This window comes from Bifidobacterium phasiani, from assembly GCF_019331775.1.
Lineage (GTDB): Bacteria > Actinomycetota > Actinomycetes > Actinomycetales > Bifidobacteriaceae > Bifidobacterium > Bifidobacterium phasiani.
The window spans coordinates 1-25,691 of record NZ_JAHBBD010000006.1; the positions used below are offsets into that span (position 1 = coordinate 1).

The 25,691-nt window shown below is 70.0% G+C and carries 23 protein-coding genes; 14 read left to right on the forward strand and 9 right to left on the reverse strand.

What is annotated here, in order from left to right:
• A partial coding sequence (locus tag KIH73_RS11090) for an IS3 family transposase (RefSeq protein ID WP_338023950.1) occupies positions 1-81 on the forward strand: 81 nt, incomplete at its 5' end.
• Positions 82-134: 53 nt separating this feature from the next.
• On the opposite strand, the gene crgA is transcribed toward KIH73_RS11090, so the two are convergent.
• Positions 135-563 carry a cell division protein CrgA gene (gene crgA, locus KIH73_RS03690; RefSeq protein WP_219080674.1) on the reverse strand — a complete coding sequence of 143 codons (429 nt, stop codon included), beginning with the start codon at positions 561-563 and terminating at the stop codon, positions 135-137.
• A 96-nt stretch (positions 564-659) separates the two neighbouring features.
• Between crgA and KIH73_RS03695 the strand changes: the two genes are divergently transcribed.
• The 3 genes from KIH73_RS03695 to KIH73_RS03705 all read left to right on the forward strand — a co-directional run bounded on the left by KIH73_RS03695 (position 660) and on the right by KIH73_RS03705 (position 3,256).
• Positions 660-1,418 carry a DUF881 domain-containing protein gene (locus KIH73_RS03695; RefSeq protein ID WP_219080676.1) on the forward strand — a complete coding sequence of 253 codons (759 nt, stop codon included), beginning with the start codon at positions 660-662 and terminating at the stop codon, positions 1,416-1,418.
• Positions 1,415-2,542 (forward strand): class E sortase, encoded by a 1,128-nt coding sequence (locus tag KIH73_RS03700; protein WP_219080678.1) that lies wholly within the window; start codon positions 1,415-1,417, stop codon positions 2,540-2,542. Before KIH73_RS03695 ends, KIH73_RS03700 begins: the two co-directional genes overlap by 4 nt.
• 69 nt (positions 2,543-2,611) lie before the next feature.
• Entirely contained in the window at positions 2,612-3,256 is a 645-nt protein-coding gene (locus tag KIH73_RS03705; RefSeq protein WP_219080680.1) for an anthranilate synthase component II, read from the forward strand.
• 279 nt (positions 3,257-3,535) lie between these two features.
• On the opposite strand, the gene pknB is transcribed toward KIH73_RS03705, so the two are convergent.
• The 7 genes from pknB to KIH73_RS03740 are packed head-to-tail and all read right to left on the reverse strand — an operon-like array spanning position 3,536 to position 12,475.
• Positions 3,536-5,614, reverse strand: a complete 2,079-nt coding sequence (pknB, locus tag KIH73_RS03710) for a Stk1 family PASTA domain-containing Ser/Thr kinase (RefSeq protein WP_219080682.1) — start codon at positions 5,612-5,614, stop codon at positions 3,536-3,538.
• A complete protein-coding gene (locus KIH73_RS03715) occupies positions 5,611-6,642 on the reverse strand; it encodes a serine/threonine-protein kinase (RefSeq protein WP_219080684.1) in 1,032 nt (343 codons plus the stop codon). The genes pknB and KIH73_RS03715 overlap by 4 nt, the downstream gene beginning before the upstream one ends.
• Positions 6,639-8,105: a peptidoglycan D,D-transpeptidase FtsI family protein gene (locus tag KIH73_RS03720; protein ID WP_219080686.1), complete on the reverse strand. Its 1,467-nt coding sequence runs from the start codon at positions 8,103-8,105 to the stop codon at positions 6,639-6,641. Before KIH73_RS03720 ends, KIH73_RS03715 begins: the two co-directional genes overlap by 4 nt.
• Complete coding sequence (locus KIH73_RS03725) at positions 8,102-9,529, reverse strand: FtsW/RodA/SpoVE family cell cycle protein (protein WP_219080688.1); 1,428 nt, start codon at positions 9,527-9,529, stop codon at positions 8,102-8,104. Before KIH73_RS03725 ends, KIH73_RS03720 begins: the two co-directional genes overlap by 4 nt.
• Positions 9,526-11,157: a protein phosphatase 2C domain-containing protein gene (locus KIH73_RS03730; RefSeq protein WP_219080690.1), complete on the reverse strand. Its 1,632-nt coding sequence runs from the start codon at positions 11,155-11,157 to the stop codon at positions 9,526-9,528. Before KIH73_RS03730 ends, KIH73_RS03725 begins: the two co-directional genes overlap by 4 nt.
• 4 nt (positions 11,158-11,161) lie before the next feature.
• Positions 11,162-11,704, reverse strand: a complete 543-nt coding sequence (locus KIH73_RS03735) for an FHA domain-containing protein FhaB/FipA (protein WP_219080692.1) — start codon at positions 11,702-11,704, stop codon at positions 11,162-11,164.
• Positions 11,705-11,731: 27 nt separating this feature from the next.
• Positions 11,732-12,475 carry an FhaA domain-containing protein gene (locus tag KIH73_RS03740; protein WP_219080694.1) on the reverse strand — a complete coding sequence of 248 codons (744 nt, stop codon included), beginning with the start codon at positions 12,473-12,475 and terminating at the stop codon, positions 11,732-11,734.
• Between the two features lie 318 nt (positions 12,476-12,793).
• On the opposite strand from KIH73_RS03740, the gene KIH73_RS03745 reads away from it, so the two are divergent.
• A complete protein-coding gene (locus tag KIH73_RS03745) occupies positions 12,794-15,355 on the forward strand; it encodes a S9 family peptidase (RefSeq protein WP_219080696.1) in 2,562 nt (853 codons plus the stop codon).
• Positions 15,356-15,832: 477 nt separating this feature from the next.
• A complete protein-coding gene (locus KIH73_RS03750) occupies positions 15,833-16,909 on the forward strand; it encodes an alpha/beta fold hydrolase (protein WP_219080698.1) in 1,077 nt (358 codons plus the stop codon).
• Here KIH73_RS03750 and KIH73_RS03755 read toward each other — a convergent pair.
• A complete protein-coding gene (locus KIH73_RS03755) occupies positions 16,906-18,129 on the reverse strand; it encodes an MFS transporter (RefSeq protein WP_219080700.1) in 1,224 nt (407 codons plus the stop codon). The genes KIH73_RS03750 and KIH73_RS03755 overlap by 4 nt on opposite strands.
• Positions 18,130-18,473: 344 nt before the next feature.
• On the opposite strand from KIH73_RS03755, the gene KIH73_RS03760 reads away from it, so the two are divergent.
• From KIH73_RS03760 to KIH73_RS03795, 8 genes are all read left to right on the forward strand, one after another.
• Positions 18,474-20,081, forward strand: coding sequence for a family 43 glycosylhydrolase (locus tag KIH73_RS03760; protein ID WP_219080702.1), 1,608 nt, complete (start codon positions 18,474-18,476; stop codon positions 20,079-20,081).
• Positions 20,082-20,175: 94 nt separating this feature from the next.
• Positions 20,176-20,742 (forward strand): large conductance mechanosensitive channel protein MscL, encoded by a 567-nt coding sequence (mscL, locus tag KIH73_RS03765; RefSeq protein WP_219080704.1) that lies wholly within the window; start codon positions 20,176-20,178, stop codon positions 20,740-20,742.
• A 113-nt stretch (positions 20,743-20,855) separates the two neighbouring features.
• Positions 20,856-21,233, forward strand: coding sequence for a hypothetical protein (locus KIH73_RS03770; RefSeq protein WP_219080706.1), 378 nt, complete (start codon positions 20,856-20,858; stop codon positions 21,231-21,233).
• A gap of 162 nt (positions 21,234-21,395) precedes the next feature.
• Positions 21,396-22,487, forward strand: a complete 1,092-nt coding sequence (locus KIH73_RS03775; protein WP_219080708.1) for a HAMP domain-containing sensor histidine kinase — start codon at positions 21,396-21,398, stop codon at positions 22,485-22,487.
• Between the two features lie 44 nt (positions 22,488-22,531).
• Positions 22,532-23,533: a hypothetical protein gene (locus KIH73_RS03780; protein ID WP_219080710.1), complete on the forward strand. Its 1,002-nt coding sequence runs from the start codon at positions 22,532-22,534 to the stop codon at positions 23,531-23,533.
• A gap of 109 nt (positions 23,534-23,642) precedes the next feature.
• Positions 23,643-24,023 (forward strand): hypothetical protein, encoded by a 381-nt coding sequence (locus KIH73_RS03785; protein ID WP_219080712.1) that lies wholly within the window; start codon positions 23,643-23,645, stop codon positions 24,021-24,023.
• Between the two features lie 36 nt (positions 24,024-24,059).
• Positions 24,060-24,731 (forward strand): response regulator transcription factor, encoded by a 672-nt coding sequence (locus KIH73_RS03790; RefSeq protein WP_219080714.1) that lies wholly within the window; start codon positions 24,060-24,062, stop codon positions 24,729-24,731.
• Between the two features lie 148 nt (positions 24,732-24,879).
• Positions 24,880-25,596, forward strand: coding sequence for a hypothetical protein (locus KIH73_RS03795; protein WP_219080716.1), 717 nt, complete (start codon positions 24,880-24,882; stop codon positions 25,594-25,596).
• Positions 25,597-25,691 lie beyond the last annotated feature (95 nt).

Consider the following 25,691-nt stretch of genomic DNA (forward strand, 5'->3'; position numbering starts at 1 on the left):
CACTGGAACACCAAACGGCGCCAGATACGACTGGAGGGACACACCCCGGAGGAATACCGGAGCATGTCCCTCACAGCCTAGACCCTGTATCCTAATAAACAACGTCCAACAAACGGGACGCAGTTCAGACCGGCTCAGCGCCACCACATCGTCATGATGAAGCCCACCATGATGATGCCGAATGCGATGAGCAGGTTCCACGCGCCGATGCCCGGGATCGGGTAGTCGGAGGTGAGGTAGTACACCACCGCCCAGACCAGGCCGATGATCATCAGGACGCAGAACAGCGGCACGAACCAGCGCGGGTTCGACTTGGTGCCCTTGATGGACTCCTCCACGCGCTTGGTGTTCTCCGCCTGGCGCTGCATCATGCGCTGCATCTGCGGGGTCAGCATCGTCTTGTCGGCGGTGGCGTTGAGTACGGCCTCGACCTTGTCCATCGGCACGCCGTAGTCCTCGGCCTGCGGATCCGCGTCGCCGCCGGCGGCCTGGGCTTCGCCGTCGACGGCGGCCTGCCAGTCCTTCTGGTCTTCGTCGGTTTCGTGCAGCTCTTCGTCAGCCATCAGCATAGTCTCCATTCAATAGGCTAAAAGTCATCATAGTGGCTAGAATCGAAGACAGCTAACAGAGGGTCGAAAACATCCCGCTCCGGAGGAGATATGGCAAGACACACCGGCAAGCACGGCGTGCGTCGCACCTGGGTCGGCAGTGTCGCGGTCGTGGTCGTCGTGGCGTTGACCGTCTATCTGATGATGACGAACTTCCGTGTGAACCGCACCACGACGGTCTCCTCCGACACGGCCGACCTGATCGAGCAGCGCGTGGACCGCGCCGCCGAGCTGCAGGACGAGGTCAACGACCTCAGCTCGCGGATCGACACGCTCAACGAATTCGTCACCAAGGACACCGACAACGCCTCCGAGGACGCCGGTTCGGGCACGATGCTGCCGGAGGTGTGGGGCCCCGGCGTCACCGTCACGCTCGACGACTCCCCGCTGTGGGAGACGATGGTGGACGACTCCGGCTCGACCGCGAACATCAACGACTACGTGGTCCACCAGCAGGACGTGGAGGCCGTGGTCAACGCGCTGTGGGCGGGCGGCGCCGAGGCGATGATGATCCAGGACCAGCGCGTGCTGTTCAGCTCCGCGGTGATCTGCTCCGGCAACGTGCTGATGCTGCAGGGCCGCCAGTACTCGCCGCCGTTCACGGTGACGGCGATCGGCCCGGTCGATGGGCTGCTCGACGCGCTGGACGAATCCCAGGCCGTGAACACCTACAAGGAATATGTCAGTGCGTTCGGTCTAGGCTGGGACGTTGAGACATCCGACGACCTGCATTTCGAGGAGTCGGCCATGCTGCTCCAGCCGCTGCGCTATGCGTCGGCGAAGAGCCAGGACGAGGGGACGCAGGAATGAAACATGCTTCCAGCACCGGGCCCAGGAGCGCCGCCGGGCGCGCGCTCGCGACCTCCGAGCGCGGCGTCATGCGTTCGGTGCTCGGCGTCGTCATCGAGCTGCTGTTCACGCTGGCGGCCGTGTGCGCGCTGTACATCGTGTGGCAGATGTGGTGGACCGGCGTCGAGGCCGAGCACGCGCAGGTCGAGACCCGCCAGTCCGCCGACTGGGTGGATCCGGCGGCCGGCGGCGACGAGGTCGCGATCGCCCAGCCGCAGGAGGGCGATCCGCCGGTGCAGCCGGAAGGCGCCGCCGAGGGCGACCTGGTCGCGGAGATCTACATCCCGCGGTTCGGCGACCAGTGGGTGCGCAACATCGTGGAGGGCACGAGCCAGGAGCAGCTCAACCGCCACGGCATGGGCCACTATGAGACCTCGCAGATGCCCGGCGAGCTCGGCAACTTCGCGGTGGCCGGCCACCGCAACGGCTACGGGCAGCCGCTCGCCGACGTCGACCTGCTGCAGGAGGGCGACGCCATCGTCGTGCGCACGCAGGACTACTGGTACGTGTACCGCTACACTACTTTCACGATCGTCACGCCCGACCAGGTCGAGGTCGTGGCGGCGAACCCGGAGAATCCGGGCGCGGCGCCGACCAAGCGCATGATCACGCTGACCACCTGCGAGCCGAAGTACACGACCGCGACGAAGCGATGGATCAGCTACGGCGAGCTGGAGTACTGGGCCAGGGTCTCCGACGGCGTGCCCGCGGAGCTGACCAGCGTCGACGAGACGGGCGCCGTGCGCTTCATCAACAACGAACAGCCCTCGGTGGTCTCGCGGCTGGGGTCGTTGCAGCCGGTGGTGGTCGTCGCGCTGCTCGCCTACCTGGTGATCTTCATCGCGGCCGCGATCGTGTGGCGCTGGCCGGTGCTGCGCGAGATCCGCGAGGGTGCCCGCCCGAAGCCCGACGTGAGCATCTACGGCGGGCTGCTGCGCCACCAGCCCGGCGTGCTGCCGGTGCGCGTGCTGTTGCTGGCGCTGCTGCTGGTGGCCGCCGCCGCGGCGCTGCTGCAGTGGGGCTATCCGTGGCTGGCCGCGAACATACCGTTCCTGCAGGCCATGTCCAATTACGTGACCGTATAGCGGCTCAGACCGCGGCGGCGGGCGCCCGGAGCCGGCGCGCCCGCGGAACGATACGACAGGAGGACCGTGATGACCGATTCGGCGCGCATTCTGGTGGTGGACAACTACGATTCGTTCGTCTACACGATCGTCGGCTATCTGCAGACGCTCGGCGCGACGGTGGAGGTGGTGCGCAACGACGCCATCGACCCGTCCCGGCCGGGGCTGCTGGACGGCTACGACGGCGTGCTCGTCTCCCCCGGCCCGGGCGCCCCGGCGGACTCCGGCGCCAGCGAGGACGTGATCCGCCGCTGCGCCGCCGGGCGCACGCCGATGTTCGGCGTGTGCCTGGGCATGCAGGCGCTGGCGGAGGTGTACGGCTGCACGGTCGGCCATGCGCCGACGATCATGCACGGCAAGACCAGCCAGGTGGAGCATGTCGATGACGAGATCTTCGCCGGCGTGCCCAACCCGATGACCGCGACCCGCTACCACTCGCTGGCCGTGGATCCGGACTCCGTGCCGGACGAGATCGTGGTCACCGCCTGGACGCAGGGCGACCACATCGTGCAGGGCATCCGGCACCGCGACCTGCCGCTGTATGCGGTGCAGTTCCACCCGGAGTCGGTGATGACCGAGGGCGGCTACCGCCTGCTGGCGAACTGGCTGGCGGTGTGCGGCCAGACGAACGCCGTCGAGCGCTCGCTGGGATTGCGGCCCAAGGTGGCCGCGTAGGTCCGGTCCTGGGCGCTGTGCTGCCGGCGCCGGCAGCGGCGCCGGTGTTCTCATGACCGCCGTCGTGCGCGGCCGGAACGATGCCCGGCGGCGGTTTGCGGGCGCATGCGTTCGGTTCGCGGCCCACGCGGGGGCGTCGGGCCCGGGGCCCGGCAGGCGCGGGGTCGACCGGCCGGAACGCGATGGCGGGCCGCGGAATGGTTCCGCGGCCCGCCATCGTCATGCATGGGCATTGCCCGCGTGGCCGGGACCGGCCCGGATCCCGGCCACGCGGACCCGCTACTGCGAGTCGTCCGCCTTGTTGCCGTTCCCGTTGCCGTTGCCGGTGCCGGTGGTGCCGCCGTCGTCATCGCCCGAGCCCGGCGTCGTCGCCGCCTGCGTGGTGACGGTGATCGTCGAGCCGGCGTCGACCTGCTCGCCCATCGACGAGACGTCGGTGACGGTGGCGTAGTCGTCGTCCGGGCCGCTGACCGTGACGTTCAGCCCCAGCGCCGTCAGCTGCTGGCGCACGTACGACAGCGTCGTCGCACCGAGCGTGAAGCTCGGCACGGTCACCTGCTCGGGGCCGGTGGACACCCACACGGTCACCGAGGAGCCCCAGGCCACCACCTCGCCGGAGCCCGGCTCGATGCGCGTGACCGACCCCTCGGGCACGGTGCTGGAGGACTCGGTGCGCGTGTTGGTCAGCAGGCTGTTCTGGTTGAGCGTGCTGATGACGGCGTCCTGCGCCTGTCCGACCAGACCGTCCGGGATCTGCACCATGCCGGTGGCCACGATCAGCGTGACCAGCGTGCCCTCCTCGGCGGTCTCGCCGGCGGCCGGGTTGGTGCCGATGACCTGGTCGCGCTCGACGGTGCCGCTGTTCTGGCTGGTCACCGAGGTGTTGACCTTGAAGCCGGCGTCCTCGAGCATCTGCCGCGCCTCGTCCTGCGAACGGTTCGACACGTCGGGGATCGTCGTCGTGTCGGGGCCGTCGGAGAAGTAGCAGGTCACGGTCGAGCCGACCTCGACGGTCTCGCCGCTGTCCGGGTCGGAGCGCGTGAACGTGCCCTCCGGCTCGATCGACTCGGTGTCGGTCTCGCGTTCGAAGACGAGCCCGGCGTCCTCGATGGTCTTCCGGATCTGCGTCTCCGTCCACGACGCGTTGAGCTCGGGGACCGTGGTGGTCTGCGCGGCCGGCGTGCGCAGCACGAACCACCACACGCAGAACGCGGCCGCGGCCAGCACGATGACGGTCACGACCGAGGCGATGACGGTGTTGCGCTTGCGGCGCGCCTTGGCGGCCTCGGCGCGCTGCTCGGCGCGCGACTTGAGCTCGGCGCCCTGCGTGTTGGCGGGGATCTGCTCGAACTGGCCGGTCACCGGGTTGAACGCCTGCGTGGCGCCGGTCTCCGTCGGGTTCATCGCCACGGTGGCGGCGTCCTGCTCGGCCTGCTTGCGGGCCTTCATGTTCGTCAGGTCGGTGAGCGGGTTGAACGCGGCCGCCACCGGCACGCCGCCGTTCATGTACGTCAGGATGTCGTTCTTGAACTCCGCGGCCGTCGCGTAGCGGTTCTGGCGGTCCTTGGCCATCGCCTTCGCGCAGATCGAGTCCCACATCTTCGGCAGGCCGGGCACCACGGCGCTCGGCGGCGTGGCCACCTCGGAGACGTGCTGGTAGGCGATCGCCACGGCGGAGTCGCCGGTGAACGGCGGACGGCCCGTGAGCATCTCGTACAGCACGCAGCCGGCCGAGTACAGGTCGGAGCGCATGTCGACGGTCTCGCCGCGCGCCTGCTCCGGGGACAGGTACTGCGCGGTGCCGACCACGCCCTGCGACTGGGTCATCGTCGCGGCGGAGTCGTCGAGCGCGCGGGCGATGCCGAAGTCCATGACCTTGACCACGCCCTGCTCGGAGATCATGATGTTGCCGGGCTTGATGTCGCGGTGGATCACGCCCATGCGGTGCGAGTACTCGAGCGCGTTGAGCACGCCGAGCATCACCTGCTCGGCGTCGCGCTGGCTGAGCGCGCCGTTCGCCTTGATGATGTCGCGCAGCGTCTGGCCCTTGACGTACTCCATCACCAGGTACGGCAGGTGCTCGGTGACGCCGTTCTCGCGGGTGAACGCCTCCTCGCCCGAATCGTAGATGTTCACGATGTTCGGGTTGTTCATCTGCGCGACCGAATGCGCCTCGCGGCGGAAGCGGGACAGGAAGATCTGGTCGTTGGACAGCTCGGCGCGCATGATCTTGATCGCGACGGTGCGGCCAAGGCGCGTGTCGAGCCCCACGTAGACCTCGGCCATGCCCCCATGGCCGATGGACTGGCCCAGCTGGTAACGTCCGCCTGCCAGCGAGGTGGGCATGCTGCTGCTCATTGTTGTTCCCTCCCATTTCCCTGGGTCGGCGGGGTGGCGTTGCCGCCGACGGTGGAGCCATTGATGTGCGTCACATGCGGGCGCGGCGCCATCAGCGCCGAAAGCCGCACCACGGATTCGTTGACGTGCGGGGCGCTCATCACCCTGCGCGGCATGCGGCCCCCCGGCGCGACCGTGATCGTCTCGGCCTGCTGCGTCTGCTGGTCGAGCAGGCGGCGCTCGATCCTGGTCAGCGTGCGCGCGACCACGAGCGCGTCCTTCGGGCGGTCCAGCGGGTCCTTCTGCAGCATCGACATGACGAACTGCGACAGCTGCAGGTCCACCGTGTCGGGCAGCGGCGGCACCGGGTTGTTCACGTGCGCCGCGGCGATGTCGACCGGCGTGGCGCCGGTGAACGGGCGGTGGCCGCACAGGCCCTCGTAGGCGACGACGCCGAGCGAGTAGATGTCGGACTGCGGCGTGGCGTGCTTGCCCTGCGCCTGCTCGGGCGAGATGTACTGCGCGGTGCCGACGACCATGCCGTCCTGCGTGATCTGCTCCTGGTTGGTCGAGTAGGAGACGCCGAAGTCGGTGATCTTGACCTCGCCGGTGTCGGACACCATGATGTTGGCCGGCTTCACGTCGCGGTGGATGACCCCGTGCGAATGCGCGACGTACAGCCCGCGGGCCGTCTGCGCCAGGATCGGCAGCAGCTCGATCGGGTCCATCGCGCCCTTCTCGTGGTAGCGGTCGGCCAGCGACTTGCTGGGCACGTACTCCATGATGAGGAACCCGATGCCGTCGTGCTCGTAGTACTCGAACAGCGCGGCGATGTTCGGGTGCGCGAGGTTCGCCGAGTTGTGCGCCTCGGCGCGCAGCCGGCGCAGCTTGGCCTCGGAGTCGCCGGCGTCGCTGCGCAGCGCCTTGATGGCGACCGGGCGGCCGAGCTGGATGTCGTAGCCCTTCCAGACCTCGCCCATGCCGCCCTGGGCCAGCCTGCTGTCGAGGCGGTAGCGGCGGTGGATGAGCTGTCCCGCGATGAGTCTCATTGCTGCAACGCCTCCCTCATGATCTGGTTCATGATCGGCCCCGCCGCCGAAGCGCCGTAGGTGTTGACATTGTGGACCACGACGGAGACGGCGATCTGCGGGTCGTCGGCCGGGGCGAACCCGATCACCCAGGCGTCGTTGGCCTCGTTGTTCTCGCCGATCTGCGCGGTGCCGGTCTTCGCGGCCACGGACACGCCGTCGATCTGCAGGTTCGGCGCGTCGTAGGTGACCACCGACTCCATCATCTGCGTGAGCTTGTCGGCCGTGTCCTCGCCGAACACGCGGGTCAGCGTCTGCGGGCGCGTCTCGGCGATCACCGACAGGTCGCTGGCGCGCACGCGGTCCACCAGCGTCGGCTGCATGATCGTGCCGTCGTTGGCGACCGCCATCGCGACCAGCAGGTTCTGCAGCGGGGTGGACAGCACGTCGCCCTGGCCGATCGAGGCCAGCGCCAGCCGGTCGTCGCCGAGCGACCCGGGGAACTGCGAGGCCACCGCCTCGGTCGGCGTGCCGGTCGCCGTCGTGCCGTCGACGCGGATCGGCGAGCCGTAGCCGAACTTCTCGGCCATCTCGCGCAGCGTGTCGGCGCCCAGCGCGACGCCGAGCTGCGCGAACGCGGTGTTCGACGAGTAGGTGAGCGCGTCGTTCAGCGTCATCGTCCCGTTGGTGCCGTCGCCGGCGGAGGTGGCGTTGGTCAGCGCGGTCTCGGTGCCGGGCAGCGTGTAGCTGGCGCCGGCGGGGATCTGGGTGTCGATGTCGTAGTCGCCGCTTTCCAGCGCGGCGGCGGCCACGATGACCTTGAACGTCGATCCGGGCGGGTACAGCTGCGAGGTCGCGCGGTTCAGCATCGGGTTCGACTCGTCGGTCGCCAGCTGGGTGTAGGCGTCGTTGGCCTGCGTGCCGTCGTGCGTCGCCAGCTGGTTCGGGTCGTAGCTCGGGGTGCTGACCATCGCCAGGATGCGGCCGGTGGACGGCTCGCTGACGACCACCGAACCCTCGTAGCCGTCGAGCAGCTGGTAGGCGAGCGTCTGCAGCCCGGTGTCGATCGAGGTCTCGATCGAGGCGCCCTGGTTCTCCGAGCCGGTGAGCAGCGAGCGGAACTGCTGCCAGATCATCGAGCTGGCCTGGCCGTTGAGCTGCTCGTTGCGCGACGCCTCGATGCCGCGGTCCGCCGTGTGCGTGATCGAGAAGAAGCCGGTCACCGGCGCGTACACCGGACCGTTGCTGTAGGAGCGCTGGTAGGAGAACGAGTCGTTGACCGGGTCGGACTGCGCGAGCACCGTGCCGTCCGAGGCCAGGATCGCGCCGCGCGGCGCGCCGAGCGCCTGGTACAGCGCGCGGGAGTTGCGCGAGTCGGCGTTGAGCCGGTCGGCGAACACCGCCGAGATCGCGCTGGACGACAGCGCGAGGACCACGAACAGCACGACGACGGCGGTGAAGACCTGACGCAGGGACTTGTTCATGCCGCACCTCCCGTCACCGAACGGGGCCTGGCGATGGCCTGGGTCCTGGCCTCGCGCTCCTTGAGCTCGCGCTCGCGCAGCACCGCCAGCGCCTCGTACTGGAAGGTGTCGGTGCTGATCTCCGGTTCGGGCTTGTTCGCCGCGTTCGAGATGACGATGAGCAGCGCCGCGAGCAGGTAGTTCGCGATCAGCGAGGAGCCGCCGGCCGCCATGTAGGGCATCGTCAGGCCGGTCAGCGGGATGACCAGCGTGTTGCCGCCGGCGACCGTGAACACCTGGAAGGCCATCGTGAACACCAGGCCGCAGGCGAGCAGCTTGCCGAAGCCGTCCTTGATCTTCAGGGCCGTGAGCAGGCCCGAGCCGATGACCAGCAGGTACAGCATCAGCACCGCCAGGACGCCGACCAGGCCCATCTCCTCGCCGACCGAGTCGAAGATGAAGTCGGAGTTCGCGAACGGCGTGATGGTCGGGTGGCCCTGGCCCAGGCCGGTGCCGACCATGCCGCCCGAGGCCATGCCGAACACGCCGTTCACCGGCTGGTACGAGCCGCCGTAGTCGGCGTAGTACACGTCGTCGTCGAAGGCGTGCAGCCAGGCGTCGAGGCGCGCGTTGGCGTGGCCGAAGATGCCGAACAGCGCCACCGCGCCGACGGCGCCGGCGATGCCGCCGATCACCAGCCAGCTGGTGCGGCCGGTGGCCACGTACAGCATCGAGACGAACATCGCGAAGAACATCAGGCCGGTGCCCAGGTCGCGCTGCACGATGAGCACGAGCATCGACACGGCCCAGATCACCGCGATCGGCCCGAGGTCGCGGATGCGCGGCAGCTGCAGGCCGAGCACCTTCCTGCCGCCGACCGCGAGCTGGTCGCGGTGGTCGAACAGGTACGCGGCGAAGAAGAACGCGAGGAACAGCTTGGCGAACTCGCTGGGCTGGATCGTGCCCAGGCCGAAGACGTTGAGCCAGATGCGCGCGCCGTACTGCTCCACGCCGAGGCCCGGGATCATCGGCGACAGCAGCAGCGCCAGGCCGATCACCATGCTCACGTACGAGAAGCGGCGCAGAATGCGGTAGTCCTGCAGGAACACGACGATCAGCCCGCACGCCACCAGCGCCAGGCACAGCCAGACCAGCTGGCGGAACCCGACCGAGGTGTCCATCGACTGGTCGATGCGTGAGATCATCACGGTGCCGATGGAGGTGAGCATGAGCACGCACGGCAGGATCGACTGGCCGGCGTAGGGCTGGAACCTGACGATCAGGCCCCACAGCGCCAGGTAGAGCACGCCCGTCAGCGCGAGCATGCCCGCGTACTGCATCGGGAATCCGCCGGTGGTGCGCTCGAACATCTGGAAGAACGCGAGGAAGCTGATCGCCATCGCGAGCAGCAGCAGGCCGATCTGGCGCAGGCGTGTCCGCATCATCGCGCGTCACCGCCCTCCGCGTCCGACTGCCGGGCGTCCGACTGCTGGGCGTCCGCGTCGGACTGCCGCGCGTCGGACGCGTCGCCGTCGTCGGCCCCGTCGGAGCCCGTCGACCGGTCGGAGCCGGAGTCCGCGCCGGAACCCGAGCCGGACGACGAGCCGGAGGATCCGTGCGCGCCGCCCTCCAGCTCGAGCATCTGCTCCTCGATCAGCGTGGCGTGCTCGCGGGCCTGGTCCAGGCTGTCCACCAGGATGCCCTGCTCCACCTGCGTCCGCCAGGATTCCGGCAGATCGTCGAGGCGGATGTCGGTCTGCTCGACCTCGTGCGAGAGCTCGAAGCCGAACAGGTTCGTGGGCACGCCCTGGTAGATGGCGACCACGTCGCCGCTTTCGCCCAGATAGTACTTGCTTTGGCTCCAGGCGTACGCGAGGAACGTGCCGCAGGCCAGCGCGACCAGCAGGGCGACGACCCCGCACACGATGGCGATGAACGCTCGGCGGCTCTTCTTGCGCGACGCCTGCTGCTGCTCGGCCTGCTCGTCGCGGATGGCCCTGGCGACCTCGGGGTCGTTCGGATCGGCCGAAAGCCGGCCGTCCTGCTTCTGCACGATCGGGATCTCGCCGGTGTCCGGCTCCTTCAGGTCGCCGTTCTCCTCGCGGACCGCCGAGGGCTGCGCGACGCGCGGCGCCTCCTGGGGGCGGGTCTCCTGCGTCAGCGCCGCCGCGCGCTGCGCCGGCGAGTCCTTGCCGTCGCGCAGGGCGGGCGCCGACGAGACCGGCTCGTGGACGATGTCGGCGATCGGCTCCAGGCTGGCGCTCGCCGCGCCGCCGACCAGCGGGGTCTGGTGCGGCAGGTCGAACGCGTTCGCGTCCAGCGCGAGCGTGGCGTCGGCGACGACCACGGTGACGTTGTCGGTGCTGCCGGCGTTCAGCGCCATCGCCACCAGCCGCTGGGCGCACTCCCCCTGGTCGGTGACGCCCGACAGCGTCTCCTCCAGCGTGGAGTCCTCCAGCACGCCGCTCAGGCCGTCCGAGCACAGCAGCCAGCGGTCCGTCGGGTGCGCGGCGCAGATGGCGATGTCCGGGCGCGGGTCGATGTCGAAGTCGCCCAGCACGCGCATCACGACGTTGCGCTGCGGGTGGTTGCGCGCCTCGGCCTCGCTGATGCGGCCCGTGTCGATGAGGTGCTGCACGTAGCTATGGTCCTGCGTCATGCGCGTGAGCTTGCCGTCGCGCAGCAGGTACGCGCGCGAGTCGCCGATGTGGGCCAGCACCCACCAGCTGCCGACCAGCGCGACGGCCGTCACCGTCGTGCCCATGCCGGCGAGCTTGCGCTCGCGCTTGGCCTTGCCGACGATCGCGTCGTGCGCGGCCATGACCGAGGTCTCCAGCATGGTCGAGACGGTGCGGACGTCCGCATCCGCGTCGTCTCGCTCGATGTGGGCCAGCGAGCGGATCGCGATCGTCGAGGCGGTGTCGCCGCCGGCGTGGCCGCCCATGCCGTCGCAGATGGCGACCAGGCGCTCGCCCGCGAAGGACGAGTCCTGGTTGTTGCTGCGCACGGTGCCCACGTCGGAGACCGTCGTGGAGTACATGAACAGGGGTTGTGAGGATTCGGAGCCGGACATGGCGTCACCTCAACTCGAACGTGGTGGCTCCGATGCGGACCGGGACCCTGGGCGCCAGGATCGTCGGCGTGCCGATGCGCTGCTGGTTGACCACGGTGCCGTTCGTGCTGCCCAGATCCTCGATGGCCCACTGGCGGGACGCGGGGTCGGGGTAGACGCGGGCATGGTGCGAGGAGACGAACTCGTCGTCGAGCACCACCGAGTTCGACGCGGCGCGCCCCAGGGTGATCGAATCGTTGCCAAGTGGAATGGATGTGCCCGCCAGGGGGCCGTCGATGATGACGAGCAGCGAGGGGCCGGCCTTCGGCGTGCTCGGCATCTCGTGCGTCGGCGGCGGCGTGGCGGGTGTGCTTGGGCTCGCGGCCGGAGTCGGCGACTCCACGGCCTTGCGCGCCAGACGTTCCTTGCGACGGTGGGCCCGCGACTTGCGCGGGCTGAAGGTCTCGATGTCCTTGCGCAGCGAGCGCACCGTCAGGAAGACGAATACCCACAGCAGGATCAGGAACCCGTACTTGAGTATCGCGAAGGTAAGTTCGGTGAGCGTCATGTCGGAACTTCGGTTTCCGTGCTGGGGCTACTCCTGATCCTGCGAGGAAGCCCAGTACAGGATGCGGGTGCGGCCGATCGTGATCGTGTTGCCGTCGAGCAGCGTGGCGGCGGGCACCTGGTGGCCCTCCACGTACGTGCCGTTCGTGGAGCCGAGGTCGCGCGCGATCACGCCGTTGTCGGTGATGTCGATTTCCAGGTGCTTGCGGGAGATGCCCGGGTCGTCGATGACGATGTCGCAGCCGGATCCGCGCCCGATGACCGTCTTGTCCTTGGTCAGCAGGTACTGGCTGTTGTTGATCTCCAGCATCGGGCTGTCCTCGGTCTGGTCGTCGGTGGTGACGGGCACGGCGTTGCCCTGGACCGACTCGGACGAGAGGTTGAAGCTGCCCTTGTTCAGGTCGAGGTCCTCCTCGAAGATGACCACCACGGGGCCGACGAACGCGTAGTGCTGGCTCTTGGCGTACTGCGTCAGGTTGTCGGCGAGCTCGTTGGCCAGGGCCTCGGAGCCCCACTGTTCGATGCGATCAAAGTCAGGGGTGCTCAGCTTGAAGCGGTATTCGTTCGGCGCCACGGTACGGTCGCGCCCCACGGGCATGGCTTCGGCGTCGATCTCGCGCTCAAGCGCGCTGGAGAGGTCGACGGGCTGCAGGTCCTTGGACCCGATTTTGGCGAAGAGGCCGTTGACCTTGCTCTCCAGACCCTTTTCGAAGCGGTCGAGAAAGCTGCCATTCCTCTCTTCGTCCTTCCCGGAACGGTCGAGAACGCTCATGGTGATCCCTTTCTATTCTTCCCCTATCCTACGCAAGGTGGCGAACTGTGCCCAAACACGGCGGCAATACTTGCAAAACATGCTCACGAAAATCGGCCGCTGTGGGGAAGCGGTGCAGAGTAAAACGTTGTACTTGCGCGGCGCGCCCCATGTGCTCTCCCTGCGGCCGCGTCGTGCCCTCCCGCGGACGCCCCGTTCGCGCCCCTCCCCCGCCATCGGCGGCGGATGCTCGTGCCCCCCTTTCCCGGACGTCCGGTTCCGATGCCGGCGGCGGCGCGGGGCGGCCTCTCCCCCGTGTTTTCCTGATGGGTGGGTAGCGTGGGACGCATGAACGATATGACTGCATCACAGGCGATTGCCGAGTTCCCGCGCCGCAAGGCGCGCACGCTGCGTTTCACCTCCGGCGCCCCGCGTTCCGCGCAGGTCGTCGGCGACGGCTCGCGGGCGCTGTTCCTGCGCTCCGACGGCCCCGACGACCTGGTCACCGCGCTGTGGATGAGCGTGTGGGCCGCCGACGGCTCCGACCACCGCGAGGTGCCGCTCGCCGACCCGCGCGAGCTGCTCGCCGACGCCGACAACGAGGACGTCTCCGAGGAGGAGAAGGCCCGCCGCGAGCGCGCCCGCGAAGGCGGCCAGGGCATCGTCTCGTACTCGACGGACGCCGCCGGCCGCCGCGTCGTGTTCGTCATCAACGGCCAGCTGTTCCTCACCGAGATCGCCGGCGAGGGCCTCGACGTGACCGCGCGGACCCGCGAGGTCGGGCTGGCCGACCCGACGGCCTCCGTCATCATGCCGCGCATCTCCCCCGACGGCGAGCTCATCGCCTACACCACCGGCAGCGAGGTCCACGTCGTCGCGCTCGGCGCGTCCGCCGAGGAGGACGAGGACTGGCTGGTGATCGGCATCGACGAGGACGAGTGCACCTACCCCGACCAGTCGGTCGGCCTGGCCGAGTTCGTCGCCGGCGAGGAGATGGACCGGTACGAGGGCTTCTGGTGGTCGCCCGACTCGCGCGCGCTGCTCGTGCAGTCCACCGACGAGGAGCCGGAGCCCGTGTGGCACATCTGCGACCCGGCCGACCCGGAGAAGCCGGCCGCGGCGCGCCGCTACGCCCGCGCGCTGACGAGGAACGCCATCGTGTCGCTGGCCTACGTCGACTTCACCGTGCGCCCGGCCGGCGAGCCGGCCGCCGCGCCCGCCGACTCGGACGAGTACGGCGACTACGTCGAGCCGCGCGTGCAGGTGTGCAACGTCGCCGACGTCGACTGGGACCACGAGGCCTACGAATACCTGGCCGCCGTGAGCTGGAGCAAGGGGCGCGAGCCGCTGCTGCTGGTGCAGGACCGCCTGCAGGACCGCGACCAGGTGCTTGAGGTGCAGCTCGCCGCCGCCGGGTTCCGCGCCGGCGTCGACGCCGAGGCCGCCATCGGCGAGCCGATCGCCACGCGCGTGCTCGAGGAGCACGCCAACCCGCAGTGGCTCGACCTGATCCACGGCACGCCCGCGTTCACGCCGGACGGCCGCCTGGTGTGCGCGAGCAACGACATGGAGGCCGACACGAACCGGCTGACCGTCGACGGACGGGCGTTCACCCCGGCCAGCTGGCAGGTGCGCCAGGTGCTCGACGTGACCGACGACGACGTGCTGTGCGTCGTCTCGCGCACGCCCGAGACCGACGAGACGCACGGGCTCGGCTCCTGGGGCGATGACGCGCCGCTGCACGACGCGCGCAGCATGGACATCGTCAGCTTCGACTTCAACGGCGGCATCACCCCGCTCACCAGCCGGCCCGGCGTGTGGACCGCCTCTCGCGCGGGCTCCGGCATGGTCGTCTCCGGACGCGACATGAGCGGCGCCTATGCGCTGATGAGCCACAGCTGGCGCATGGAGGACCGCGGGACCACCGACGAGGGCGTGCCGTACACCTCGACCGCCGTCGCCGTCATCGAATCGCACGCCAGCGAGCCCGGCTTCACCCCGAACACCGTGTTCGTCACGCTGCCCGGCGAGCACCGGCTGCTCGCCGCCATCACCGCGCCGAGCGCGTCCAGCCCCTACGCGCACGCCGAGAAGCTGCCGGTGCTGCTCAAGCCGTACGGCGGCCCGGGCGCGCAGCAGGTGCTGTTCAGCCAGGCGTACTACTGGGATTCGCAGTGGTGGGCCGACCAGGGCTTCCTGGTCGTGACCGCCGACGGCCGTGGCACCCCCGGGCGCGGCCCCAGGTGGGATCGCGAGATCCACCTGGCCATGAAGGACGTGACGCTCGCCGACCAGGTCGAGGCCGTGCATTCGCTCGCGGCGCTGTGGGAGCCCGACGCCGACGCCGCGATCGCCGCGTGGGTGCCGGGCGCCGATCCGGCCAGGCTGTCGGCCGCGCAGGCGCGCGGCTCGCTCGCCGGGTTCACGCCCGCCGCGGACGGCGCCGGGGTGGCCGAGGTGTCGCTGCCCCGGCCCGACCTGGAGAAGGTCGCGATGATCGGCTGGTCGTACGGCGGGTTCCTCTCCGCGCTCGCCGTGCTGGACGCGCCCGATGTGGTGCACGCCGCCTGCGCCGGCGCCCCGCCCACCGACTGGACGCTGTACGACACGCATTACACCGAGCGCTACCTGGGCCTCGACCCCGAGACGTACCGCCGTAACGGCATCGTCGAGGACGCGCCGAAGCTGCGCCGCCCGCTGATGCTCATCCACGGGTTCGCCGACGACAACGTGACCATCGCGCATTCGCTGCGGCTCAGTCAGGCGTTGATGGCCGCGGGCCGGCCGCACACCTTCCTGCCGCTCACCGGGATCACGCATATGACCAACGACGAGACGGTGGCGGAGAACCTGCTCATCCTGCAGCGCGACTTCCTCTATGACGCGCTGGGACTGCGCTGAGCGGGTCGGGTTCGCCGGCCGCCGTCCGGAAGAGTCGTTCGGGGCGGTTCGCGGCTCGGACGCCTTGCCGGTGGCCGGGCGGCGGCCCGGGCGCGCATGCGTCGGGCGTCTCGGAGGCCGTGAACCGGTTTGCTCGCGTGGCATCGCCCGACGATGCGGGGGCGGATGGCGCATATATGGCCTAGGTGTAGCGGATTTCGGGGTCTGCCGACATCGAAGTCCACTACGTGAGGCATCAAAACCGGGAGAGGCCGGGTATCAGTGGCGGAATACCGCCATCGATACCCGGCCTCTCCCCGTCCGGGCACCTCACGTAATCGAGATGGGTGTCTGCAGTGGCCCAAATCCGCTACAGCTAAGGCAACAAGCCCAGCTGAGCGGGTTATCTCGTGGTCGAAATCCGGCCAAGACGCCTGTGCGTCCAGTCCCGAAGCGTCCGCGCCCGGCCGTGGCCCGGCATCGATTACAGTAACAACCATGCGGTTGACACTCATCGATGAAACCCGATACGCCGAGGAGATGGACGACGTCGTGGTGCCCGCGCTCGCCGCATGCTGCGATGAGGGGTGGATGGAGCCGGCGCAACGGCCCGGTCTGCCCGAACTCGACGATCCCGGGCGACTGCACTACCTGTGCTATGACGCCGGGCGCTTCGACGCCCTGCGCGAGGACGGCGCCACCGCGACGTTCCGCGGCACGATCGTGCTGTCCTACGGATTCACCGAATTCGCGCAGAAGTACTCGGAGATGATCTGGTACTTCCTGCTGTCCGGCTATTCGGTGTGCGTGCTGGAGCACCGCGGCCACGGCCACTCCGCGCGAGACGTGGACGATCCGGGCGTCGTGTGGATCGACGACTGGCGGCGTTACGCGGTCGATCTGGCGAAGTTCGCGGACACCGTGGCCCGCGAGCATGCCGACGGCTCGCCGCTGTACCTCTACGGCCATTCGATGGGCGGCGGCGTCGGCGCCGCCGTGCTGGAGCAGTACCCCTCGCTGTTCGACAAGGCCGTGCTCTCCAGCCCGATGATCGCCCCGATCACGGCGTTCATTCCCAACGGCGTCGCCGCCGCGCTCGCCGAGCTGGCGTGCGGCCTGGGACTCGGCAAGCTGCCGGTGGCCGGGCAGACCGCGTTCTGCGAGGATCTGGACCTGACCGACTATCGCGAGGCGAGCGAGCCGCGCGTGCGCTGGTACCATCGCCAGCGCTGCGCCGACCCGGCCTGCCGGACGAACATGCCCAGCTACAACTGGGTGCGCGAGGCGCTGCGGCTGTCGCGCGCGGTGCTGCGCCCCGAGTCGTGCGCGAACGTGGAGACCCCGATGCTGATCTGCCAGGCCGGCCACGACATCTGGGTGCGCAACAGGCCGCAGGAGACCTTCGCGGCGCGGGTGCGCGAGGGCGGCGGCGACGTGCGCCTGCGCCGCTTCCCGGAGTCGCTGCACGAGATCTTCTCGATGCCGAACGACACGCTGGGGCGGTACCTCGACTGCGTGCTCGACTTCCTGGACGAGCCGGTTCTCGCGGCCGGCGCGGAGGACGACGCCGACTAGACGGTCCGGCTCGGGGCGTCGGAGGCGTCGGAGGCGCCGCGCCGCCGCAGCCGCCGCATCGCGAGCATGCCGGCCAGCAGTATGACCGGGAAGACCGCCCCGGCCAGCAGCCCGGCGTGCAGGTCGTCGCCGTGCCCGGCCGCGACCATGCCGACCAGTGCCGGGCCGGCCGCGCAGCCGAGGTCGCCGGCGACCGCGAACAGCGCGAACATCAGCGTGCCGCCTCCGGGCATCGCCTCCGCGGCCAGCGCGAACGTGCCCGGCCACATGATGCCGACGGCGAACCCGGTCAGCGCGCACCCGACCAGCCCGACCGCCGGGATCGGGCAGAGCGCCGCCAGCAGGTAGGTCGCCACGCACAGCGTCGCGCTGCAGCCGATGAACGCGACGAGGTCGATCCGGTCTCCGACCACGCCGTAGATGGTGCGGCTCAGCCCCATGAACAGCGCGAAGGCGGCTGGACCGGCCAGGTCGCCCACGGTCTTCGCCACGCCCAGGCCGGTCTCGGCGAACGTGCTGGCCCACTGGCTCATGCCCAGCTCGCAGGCGCCCGCGCACAGCATCATGACGAGGAACACCGCGAACAGCGGGCTGCGCGCCAGCTCGCCGAACCGCATCGCGGCGGTGCCTTCCGGCACGATGCGCGGCATCGGCGCGCCCGCGAACAGCACGACGCCGGCGATGGGCACCAGCGCCCACAGGCAGGCCATCACCGGCCAGGCGTCGCGGCCGGCGACGGCGAAGAACAGCGTGGACAGCGCCACCGTGGCCAGCTGGCCCCAGCAGTAGAACGAGTGCAGCAAGCTCATCGCCTTGGCCTTGTGCCGGGACGGGCAGGTGTTGACGATCGGCGAGACCATCACCTCGATCAGCCCGCCGCCGACGGCGTAGAGCATCACCGAGACGACCAGCGCCGGGTACGGATCGGCGAGGCGCGGCGGCAGCAGGCCGAGCGTCAGCAGCCCCGCGGCCGAGGCGACGTGCGCGGCGATGATGCAGGGCCGGTAGCCGATGCGGTCCACGTACTTGCCGGCGAGCACGTCGACGACGAGCTGCGTGACGAAGTTGACGCCGATCAGCGCCGACAGCTGCGCCATGCCGAGGCCGAGCGCCGCGGAGAACGTGACGAACAGCAGCGGCATGAAGTTGTTGACGATGGCCTGCGTGACGTAGCCGTTGAAGCAGGCGACGACGGTGCGGTCGTAGTTCGGTGTGCTCATGGTGGTGTCGCTTGTGGTGGTGTCGGTGCGGCGCGGTCGGGGGGCAGCGGTGGGCGGCCGGGTGCGGCCGACTCGTGCGGGCCGTCGGCGGGTTCGGTCGGTTCGTGCGGCCCGACACGGCGATGGAGGAATCGGATGATGCCAGTGTGGCATGGGGGAGCGTCAACGCCCTCGGGGCGCCGCGCTCGCCATCGTCCGGCCTTTGCCTGACGGGTGCCGCGCTCGCCATCGCCCGACGGGCGCGCCGGCGGCGTGTCGTGCGGATATCGGGGCAATCGGTGCGCGCCCCGCGCCGTTTCGCGGCGGCGGGCGCTAATACTGAAGGTAAGGCAAGGAGGGATGCGATGGCGCAGATGTTCAATCCATATCTTCCGGGAGGGGAGTACGTTCCGGACGGCGAGCCCCACGTGTTCGGCGACCGCGTGTACGTGTACGGCTCGCACGACCGGTTCGGCGCGCCGATGTTCTGCATGAACGACTACGTGTGCTGGTCGGCGCCGATCCTGCCGGACGACGACCCGGCCGCGTCCGATGCCGCGGGCGGGCCGGTCTACGGGCCGTGGCCCGCACAACCCGCGCGGCCCCGCCGGAACCGCCGGCGGCTGGGGGAGTGGCGGTACGAGGGCGTGATCTACCGGAAAAACCAGGACCCGCGGAACAGGCTCGGCCTGCGCCTGCTGTTCGCCCCGGACGTCGCGCTCGGCCCGGACGGCCGCTACTACCTGTACTACGCATTCGACTTCATGGGCGTGATGGGCGTCGCGGTGGCGGACGATCCGGCCGGCCCGTTCGAGTTCCACGGCCACGTGCATTACGCCGACGGCACGTTGTGGGGACGCCGCGAGGGTGACTCGTTCCCGTTCGACCCGGGCGTGCTGGTGGACGACGACGGCCGCGTCTACCTGTACTCCGGTTTCTCCGTCCTGGTGCCCCCGGCCGTGACCGGCGGCGTGCGGCTCGGGCATGACGGCGGCGTCATGGTCGAGCTCGAGCCCGACATGCTCACCATCGCCGCGCCGGAGCGGCTGGTGTTCCCCAACCGCGGCGAGGGCTCCTTCCCGGGCCATGAGTTCTTCGAGGCCAGCTCGATTCGCAAGTACGACGGCATGTACTACTTCGTGTACTCCTCGCGGCTGAACCACGAGCTGTGCTACGCGGTCTCCGACCGGCCGGACGGCGGCTTCCGCTACGGCGGCACGCTGGTCAGCAACGGCGACATCGGCCTGCCGGGCGTGCCCGACGAGCGCCACGCGCGCAACTACACCGGCAACAACCACGGCGGCCTGCTGCGTCTGGGCGACGACTTCTACGTCTTCTACCACCGGCAGACCAACCGCAGCTCGTATGCGCGGCAGGCCTGCGCCGAACGGCTCGACTGGCACCGCGGCGGCGGCGCGATCTGGTTCGCGCAGGCCGAGATGACCAGCTGCGGCCTGAACGGCGGGCCGCTGGCCGCCGAAGGCACCTACGAGGCGCGCATCGCCTGCGACCTGTGGAGCGATCGGGGCACCGGGCGGTACGACGGCGCGCATCCGAAGCGCACGCTGCGCATGCACCCCTACTTCACGCAGGACGAGCCGGACGGTTCGCCGTCCGCGCGGCAGTACGTGGCGAACATGGGCGACGGCGCGACCGCCGGATACAAGTACTTCGATTTCGGTGGCGACGGTGACGGCGGCGACGCGGCTGGGCGGTCCGGCCGCCTGAGCGTCGCCGTGCTCGTACGCGCGCACCGCGGCGACGGCGTGCGCGGCGACGCCCGCGGCACGATCACCGTCGGCACGGACCCGGAGGGCGGCGACCCGATCATGCGGATCCCCGTGTCCGTCGGCCAGCGGCACCGCGCGATGGCCTGCGGCGCCGGCGAACGGCCCAGGGGCGTGCGCCCGCTGTACCTGACCTACCGCGGCAGCGGCGCCATCGACATGCTGAGCTTTACGCTGGGGCGGTGAGCGGCGGCCCTCCATGGGGTGGGCTGGCGCCCCGGGCCGGCGGCCGGGCTGGTAGCGTGGAAGCTGCCGCAGACCAGGCAGCAAGGAGGAACCCATGGTCGCCAACATCGTCAACAACGTCAACGCCACCGCCCAGAGCGCGCTGAAGGCCACCGGCACGGCCGCGCGCAACGTCGCCGCCCTGACCGACAAGGGCCCGCTGGCCGGATTCAAGAAGTTCATCTCGCGCGGCTCGATGATCGACATGGCCGTCGGCGTGGTGATGGGCTCCGCGGTCACCACCGTCGTCAACTCGGTCGTCGACAACCTGATCAGCCCGCTGATCGGCATGATCGGCGGCGTGCCCGACCTCTCGGGCGTGCTGGCGTTCACGTTCAACGGCGCCACCGTCTCGTTCGGCGCGATCCTCAACGCCGTGATCAACTTCCTGCTCGTCGGCGTGGCCGTGTACTTCTGCATCATCCTGCCGATCAACAAGGTGCGCGACCTGTCGGCCGCGGCGCTCGCCAAGGAGCAGGCCGACGAGGAGGCCGCGGCCGGCCCGAGCGCGCAGGAGCAGACGCTCGAGGTGCTGCGCGAGATTCGCGACGAGCTGAAGCGCTCCGGCGCCGAAGGGGCCGCGGCCGGGGCGAATCCGGCCGCGGACGGGCCGACGGCTTAACGTTTCGCCAACAATTCGCCGACGGCTCGCCAACACCGCCGCCGTACCGTAGGCGTTGTCAGGCGGGATACCGCCAGGAAAACAACGTATGGAGCCGTGGAGGTGTATCGGCGATGGAGAAGAAGAATTTCGTGTCGATGATCATGGGCGTGATCGGCGGCATCCTGTTCGCGCTGGGCATGTGCATGTGCCTGGTCGCGGAGTGGGGCGCGTTCGACCAGGGCGTCGTGGTCGCGGTCGTCGGCCTGGTGGCGCTGGTGGCGCTGCCGATGGTCCGCCGCAAGATGGAGGGCAAGTCGCTGGTCGTCCGCCTGAGCGCCAAGACGATCGGCACCGCGGCGCTGGCCGTCGTCGGCACGCTGACGCTGGGCATCGGCATGTGCATGACGATGGTCTGGGGCGCCGTGCTGATGGTTCCGGGCATCGTGGTCGGCCTGCTCGGCATCGTGCTGCTGCTGTGCCTGATCCCGCTGTGCAAGGGGCTGCGCTGACGGCGGCCGGGCGGCCGTGCGGATGCTGACCGCCCGCCGCCGAGCGTTCCAGGTCCGGGGCCAGGGGCTCCGGGCCTGTTCGCGTGCGCGGCGGGTAGGCTGGTTCCAGGGCCGCCGGCCGGGCCGGAGGCCCCGGACCATCGAGAGAACGGGGGAGACGACATGGACGCCGGTGCATCGGCGCACGCCGGCCGCGGCCGCAGGTGGCTGCTGGTCCTGAGGCGCTTCGTTCTGCTGTTCGCGTTGATCGCGTTCATCCTGACCTGCTGCATGCTGCTGTTCCTCGACACGCTGGCCGGCACGACGGGCGTGACGTGGGACCGCGACCAGCTGGAGGCGGCGGCGAAGCTCACCTTCGCCAACGTGGTGGCGCTCAGCGCCGTCGGGGCGGTCGCCGACGAGGTCCGGCGCCGCCTGCTGGTCGACCGGCCGATCCGGCGCATCACCCAGGCGGCCGACCGCATCGCGCGGGGCGACTTCTCCGCGCGGGTGCCGGTCCGCTCCGACCCGTGGGGCATGGACGGCTTCAACGTCATCGGGGAGCGCATCAACGGCATGGCCGAGGAGCTGGCCGGCATGGAGACGCTGCGCACCGACTTCATCGCCAGCGTGTCCCACGAGCTCAAGACCCCGCTGTCGGTCATCCAGAGCTACGGCAGGCTGCTGCAGCGGCCGGGGCTGAGCGAGGAGCGGCGGACCGAGTGCGCCCGGGCCATCACCGAGGCCTCCGGCGGGCTCGCCGCGCTCATCACGAACATCCTGCGGCTCAACAAGCTGGAGAACCAGCAGATCTACCCGGCGGCGAAGCCGTACGACCTCGGCGAGCAGCTGCGCGAATGCCTGCTCAGCTTCGAGCGGGCGTGGGAGGACAAGGCGCTGGACATCGACGTGGACGTGGAGGACGGCGTGCGCGTCAACGCCGACGCCGAACTGCTCACGCTGGTATGGAACAACCTGCTGTCCAACGCCATCAAGTTCACCGAGCCGCGCGGCCGCGTCACGCTGAGCATGCACGCCGACGGCGACCGCGCCGTCGTGCGCGTGGCGGACACCGGCTGCGGCATCGACCCGGAGACCGGGCGGCACATCTTCGAGAAGTTCTATCAGGGCGACACCTCGCACGCCACGCAGGGCAACGGGCTCGGCCTCGCGCTGGTCAAGCGCGTCATCGACATCGTCGGCGGCGACATCACGGTGACCAGTGAGGTGGGCGTGGGCAGTACGTTCACGGTGTCGCTGCGACGGGAGGCATGATGGTCCGCGACGATCGCGGGCGCGTCGATCGCCCGCAAGGCGCCGTGGCCGGACGGACGGCGTCGCCCGATGCGCCGGACCGGCCGAACCCGTCGACCCCGCGGAACCGCAGGCTCGCGGCGGCCCGGCGGATCGCGCTGCGGATCCTGAGGCCCGGCCCCGCCGTGACCGCCGTCAGCGTCGTGGCCGGCGTGGCGCTGCTGGTCCTGGCGTTCACGGTGTTCGGCGACGGGCATCCGCTGTCGATCGTGGCGTACCTCGTCTCCGCGTACGCGCTGGTCGTGGTGTGCGCCGGCATCGTGCCGCTGGTGCGGCGCGGCAACGACCGGCTGCGCCGCAACGCCTACGTGCGGCGCTTCCAGGACGACCTGCCGTTCAAGCTGCGGCTGTCGCTGCTCGGCTCGCTGGCCATCAACCTGCTGTACTCGGCCACGAACGCGCTGTCCGGGTTCTACTACCATTCGGTGTGGTTCGGCACGCTGGCGGCCTACTACATCCTGCTGTCGGTGACGCGGTTCTCGCTGGTGCGGTACGCGCGGCTGCACGGCTTCGGCCGGAACCTGGGCGCCGAGCTGCGCCGCTACCGGTTGTGCGGCATCGTGCTGCTGGCGATGAACATGGTCCTGATCGGCCTGGTGGTGCTGGTGCTGAGCAAGAACGAGGGGTTCGAGTACGCGGGGACGCTGATCTACGTCATGGCCCTGTACACGTTCTACAGCACGATCGCGGCCGTCGTGAACGTGGTGCGCTACCGGCGGCTCGACAGCCCGGCCATCGCGGCGGCGGGCCATGTGAACCTGGTCTCCGCGCTGGTCTCGATGCTGTCGCTGGAGATCGCGATGCTCGGCCAGTTCGGATCGGAGCGCGACGACCCGTACTTCCGGCCGCTGATGATCGCGCTGTCGGGCGCGGCGATCTGCCTGACCGTCACCGTCCTGGGCGTGTACATGATCGTGCGCGCGACGCGGCGGCTGCGCCGGCTGCCCGCCGCAGGCGCCGCGGCAACCGGTCGGAGGCCGGACGGCGTGTCGGGGCGCGCATCCTAACAATTGCACAACATCGCCGAGGTACGGTGCGGGCGGACGCCGGCATCGGCGCCCGCGCCGACCGGGCGCGCCCGGCGCGGGGCATGCGGGCATGACGAAAGGTGGAGGCATGAGCGACGACACGACATTCAACTACACGTATTCGGCCACGCGGCAGGATGAGATCGACGCGATCCGCAGGAAGTACCTGCCCGAGGACGAGGACGCGATGGAACGGCTGCGGCGGCTGGACCGGGGCACCGCGAAGCGCGGCACCGCCGTGGCCATCGCCCTGGGCGCTGTGGGCTGCCTGCTGCTGGGGGTGGGCATGTCCTGCACGCTGGCGTACGGCGGTCCGTGGTTCGTCCCGGGCATCGTCGTCGGCGCGGTCGGCATCATGATGATGGCGGCGGCGTACCCGGTGTACCGGTGGCTGACCGCCCGCGACCGGGCGAAGGCCGCGCCGGAGATCCTGCGCCTCGCCGAGGAGCTGTCCGGTCCCCGGGAGTAGCCGGGCCGTCCGGGGAACGGAAGGAAGGAGAACGATATGGTCGCCGTACTGGTCGTCGAGGACGACAGGCAGCTCAACGACATCACCTGCATGTACCTGCGCGACAGCGGGTACGACGTGACCGGCGTGACCGGCGTGCGCGAGGCGTCCGAGGCGATGCGCGGCCGCTTGTTCGACGTGGTGATCTCCGACATCATGATGCCCGGCGTCGACGGCTTCCGGTTCGCCGAGCAGCTGCGCCGCATCGACCCGAACCTGCCGATCATCTTCGTCACCGCGCGCGACGACATCGCCGCCAAGCGCCACGGCTTCCGCAGCGGCGTGGACGACTACATGGTCAAGCCGATCGACTACGACGAGCTGGTGCTGCGCATCGAGGCGCTGCTGCGCCGCTCGCACATCATGGAGGACGGCCGGCTGACCGTCGGCGGCTTCACGATGGACGCCGACCAGGTCTCCGTCACGCTCGACGGCAGGGAGATTCCGCTGACCGCCCGCGAGTTCAAGATTCTGTACCACCTGCTCAGCTACCCGAAGCAGGCGTTCACGCGCGCCCAGCTCATGGAGGAGTTCTGGGACGACTACGGCGAGACCAGCCCGCGCGCGGTCGACGTGCACATCGCCAATCTGCGCAAGAAGCTGGGCGACTGCCCGTACTTCGACATCGTGACCATCCACGGGCTGGGGTACAAGGCCGTGCCGAGGTAGTCGCGCCGCGGTAGTCGCGCCGCGGCGGCCCGCTGCGGTGACCGTGCCGTGGTGGCCGCCCCGCCCCGCATCGCGTCGCCGGCGCGCCGGCCGCGCGGCCGTGGCATCATGGCCGCAGGGCGCTCGGCAGTCGGAAGGAGGCGCGGCGATGGACGGACCGCTGGTGTTCCTCGATTTCGACGGCGTGCTCAACGCCTTCCCGGACGGCGCGGTCATGCGCCGCGGCGGCGTCGGGCGCACGGACTGGCTGGCGGACGGCGACCCGCGCAAGCCGTTGTACGACGCCGGCCACGCCTTCGCGCTCGACCGGCGCGCCGACGTGCGCCCGGACGGCATACGCTACCGGCTGCGCTGGTCGTCGCAATTGGCGGACGGCATGATCGCGCTCGCGACGTCCGGCGCCGTGGAGCTGTGCTGGCTGTCCACCTGGCAGCCGTACACCGGACTGCTGAATCACCACCTCGGCTGGCCGGAGGGCGCGGTCCGCACCATCAACTGGTACGACCCGTTCAGCGGGTACGGCCGGATGGACGGCAAGCTCAGGGAGGTGTCGCTCGCGGTGCGCGAACAGCGCGAACGGACCGCAGGCGGCGGGCCGGCCCGGCCGATCGTCTGGATCGACGACGACGAATGCCACGCCGCCGCGCGCGACCATATCGAGTCGCTGCGCCCGGCCGCGCCGGTGCTGATGGTGCGGCCGGACTGGCATATCGGCATCAGCCGCCCGCAGTGGGCGCGGATCCGCGACTTCGTGGCCGCGCCGCCCGCCGACGCCGCGGTGATCCTCGATGACGGCACGGGCGGGCCCGCGGCCCGCTCCGGCGCCGACGGCGGGGATGGGGCGGGCACCCACCACGGGCTGTGACCCGCACGGCGGGGGGTTGACGGGCCGCCCGGCGGTGTGCGACCATCGTGACGGCATGCCGCCGCGGCCGCAACCGGAGCTGGCCACGCGGCGAG

What these genes read in the sequence shown, in the direction of transcription:
- KIH73_RS03720 (WP_219080686.1), bottom strand. Translation starts at nt 8,105, where the DNA reads ATGAACAAGTCCCTGCGTCAGGTCTTCACCGCCGTCGTCGTGCTGTTC.
- KIH73_RS03755 (WP_219080700.1), bottom strand. Translation starts at nt 18,129, where the DNA reads ATGAGCACACCGAACTACGACCGCACCGTCGTCGCCTGCTTCAACGGC.
- KIH73_RS03695 (WP_219080676.1), top strand. Translation starts at nt 660, where the DNA reads ATGGCAAGACACACCGGCAAGCACGGCGTGCGTCGCACCTGGGTCGGC.
- KIH73_RS03730 (WP_219080690.1), bottom strand. Translation starts at nt 11,157, where the DNA reads ATGTCCGGCTCCGAATCCTCACAACCCCTGTTCATGTACTCCACGACG.
- KIH73_RS03750 (WP_219080698.1), top strand. Translation starts at nt 15,833, where the DNA reads ATGCGGTTGACACTCATCGATGAAACCCGATACGCCGAGGAGATGGAC.
- KIH73_RS03785 (WP_219080712.1), top strand. Translation starts at nt 23,643, where the DNA reads ATGAGCGACGACACGACATTCAACTACACGTATTCGGCCACGCGGCAG.
- crgA (WP_219080674.1), bottom strand. Translation starts at nt 563, where the DNA reads ATGGCTGACGAAGAGCTGCACGAAACCGACGAAGACCAGAAGGACTGG.
- KIH73_RS03725 (WP_219080688.1), bottom strand. Translation starts at nt 9,529, where the DNA reads ATGATGCGGACACGCCTGCGCCAGATCGGCCTGCTGCTGCTCGCGATG.
- KIH73_RS03770 (WP_219080706.1), top strand. Translation starts at nt 20,856, where the DNA reads ATGGAGAAGAAGAATTTCGTGTCGATGATCATGGGCGTGATCGGCGGC.
- KIH73_RS03790 (WP_219080714.1), top strand. Translation starts at nt 24,060, where the DNA reads ATGGTCGCCGTACTGGTCGTCGAGGACGACAGGCAGCTCAACGACATC.
- pknB (WP_219080682.1), bottom strand. Translation starts at nt 5,614, where the DNA reads ATGAGCAGCAGCATGCCCACCTCGCTGGCAGGCGGACGTTACCAGCTG.
- KIH73_RS03715 (WP_219080684.1), bottom strand. Translation starts at nt 6,642, where the DNA reads ATGAGACTCATCGCGGGACAGCTCATCCACCGCCGCTACCGCCTCGAC.
- KIH73_RS03700 (WP_219080678.1), top strand. Translation starts at nt 1,415, where the DNA reads ATGAAACATGCTTCCAGCACCGGGCCCAGGAGCGCCGCCGGGCGCGCG.
- mscL (WP_219080704.1), top strand. Translation starts at nt 20,176, where the DNA reads ATGGTCGCCAACATCGTCAACAACGTCAACGCCACCGCCCAGAGCGCG.
- KIH73_RS03775 (WP_219080708.1), top strand. Translation starts at nt 21,396, where the DNA reads ATGGACGCCGGTGCATCGGCGCACGCCGGCCGCGGCCGCAGGTGGCTG.
- KIH73_RS03740 (WP_219080694.1), bottom strand. Translation starts at nt 12,475, where the DNA reads ATGAGCGTTCTCGACCGTTCCGGGAAGGACGAAGAGAGGAATGGCAGC.
- KIH73_RS03795 (WP_219080716.1), top strand. Translation starts at nt 24,880, where the DNA reads ATGGACGGACCGCTGGTGTTCCTCGATTTCGACGGCGTGCTCAACGCC.
- KIH73_RS03735 (WP_219080692.1), bottom strand. Translation starts at nt 11,704, where the DNA reads ATGACGCTCACCGAACTTACCTTCGCGATACTCAAGTACGGGTTCCTG.
- KIH73_RS03760 (WP_219080702.1), top strand. Translation starts at nt 18,474, where the DNA reads ATGGCGCAGATGTTCAATCCATATCTTCCGGGAGGGGAGTACGTTCCG.
- KIH73_RS03705 (WP_219080680.1), top strand. Translation starts at nt 2,612, where the DNA reads ATGACCGATTCGGCGCGCATTCTGGTGGTGGACAACTACGATTCGTTC.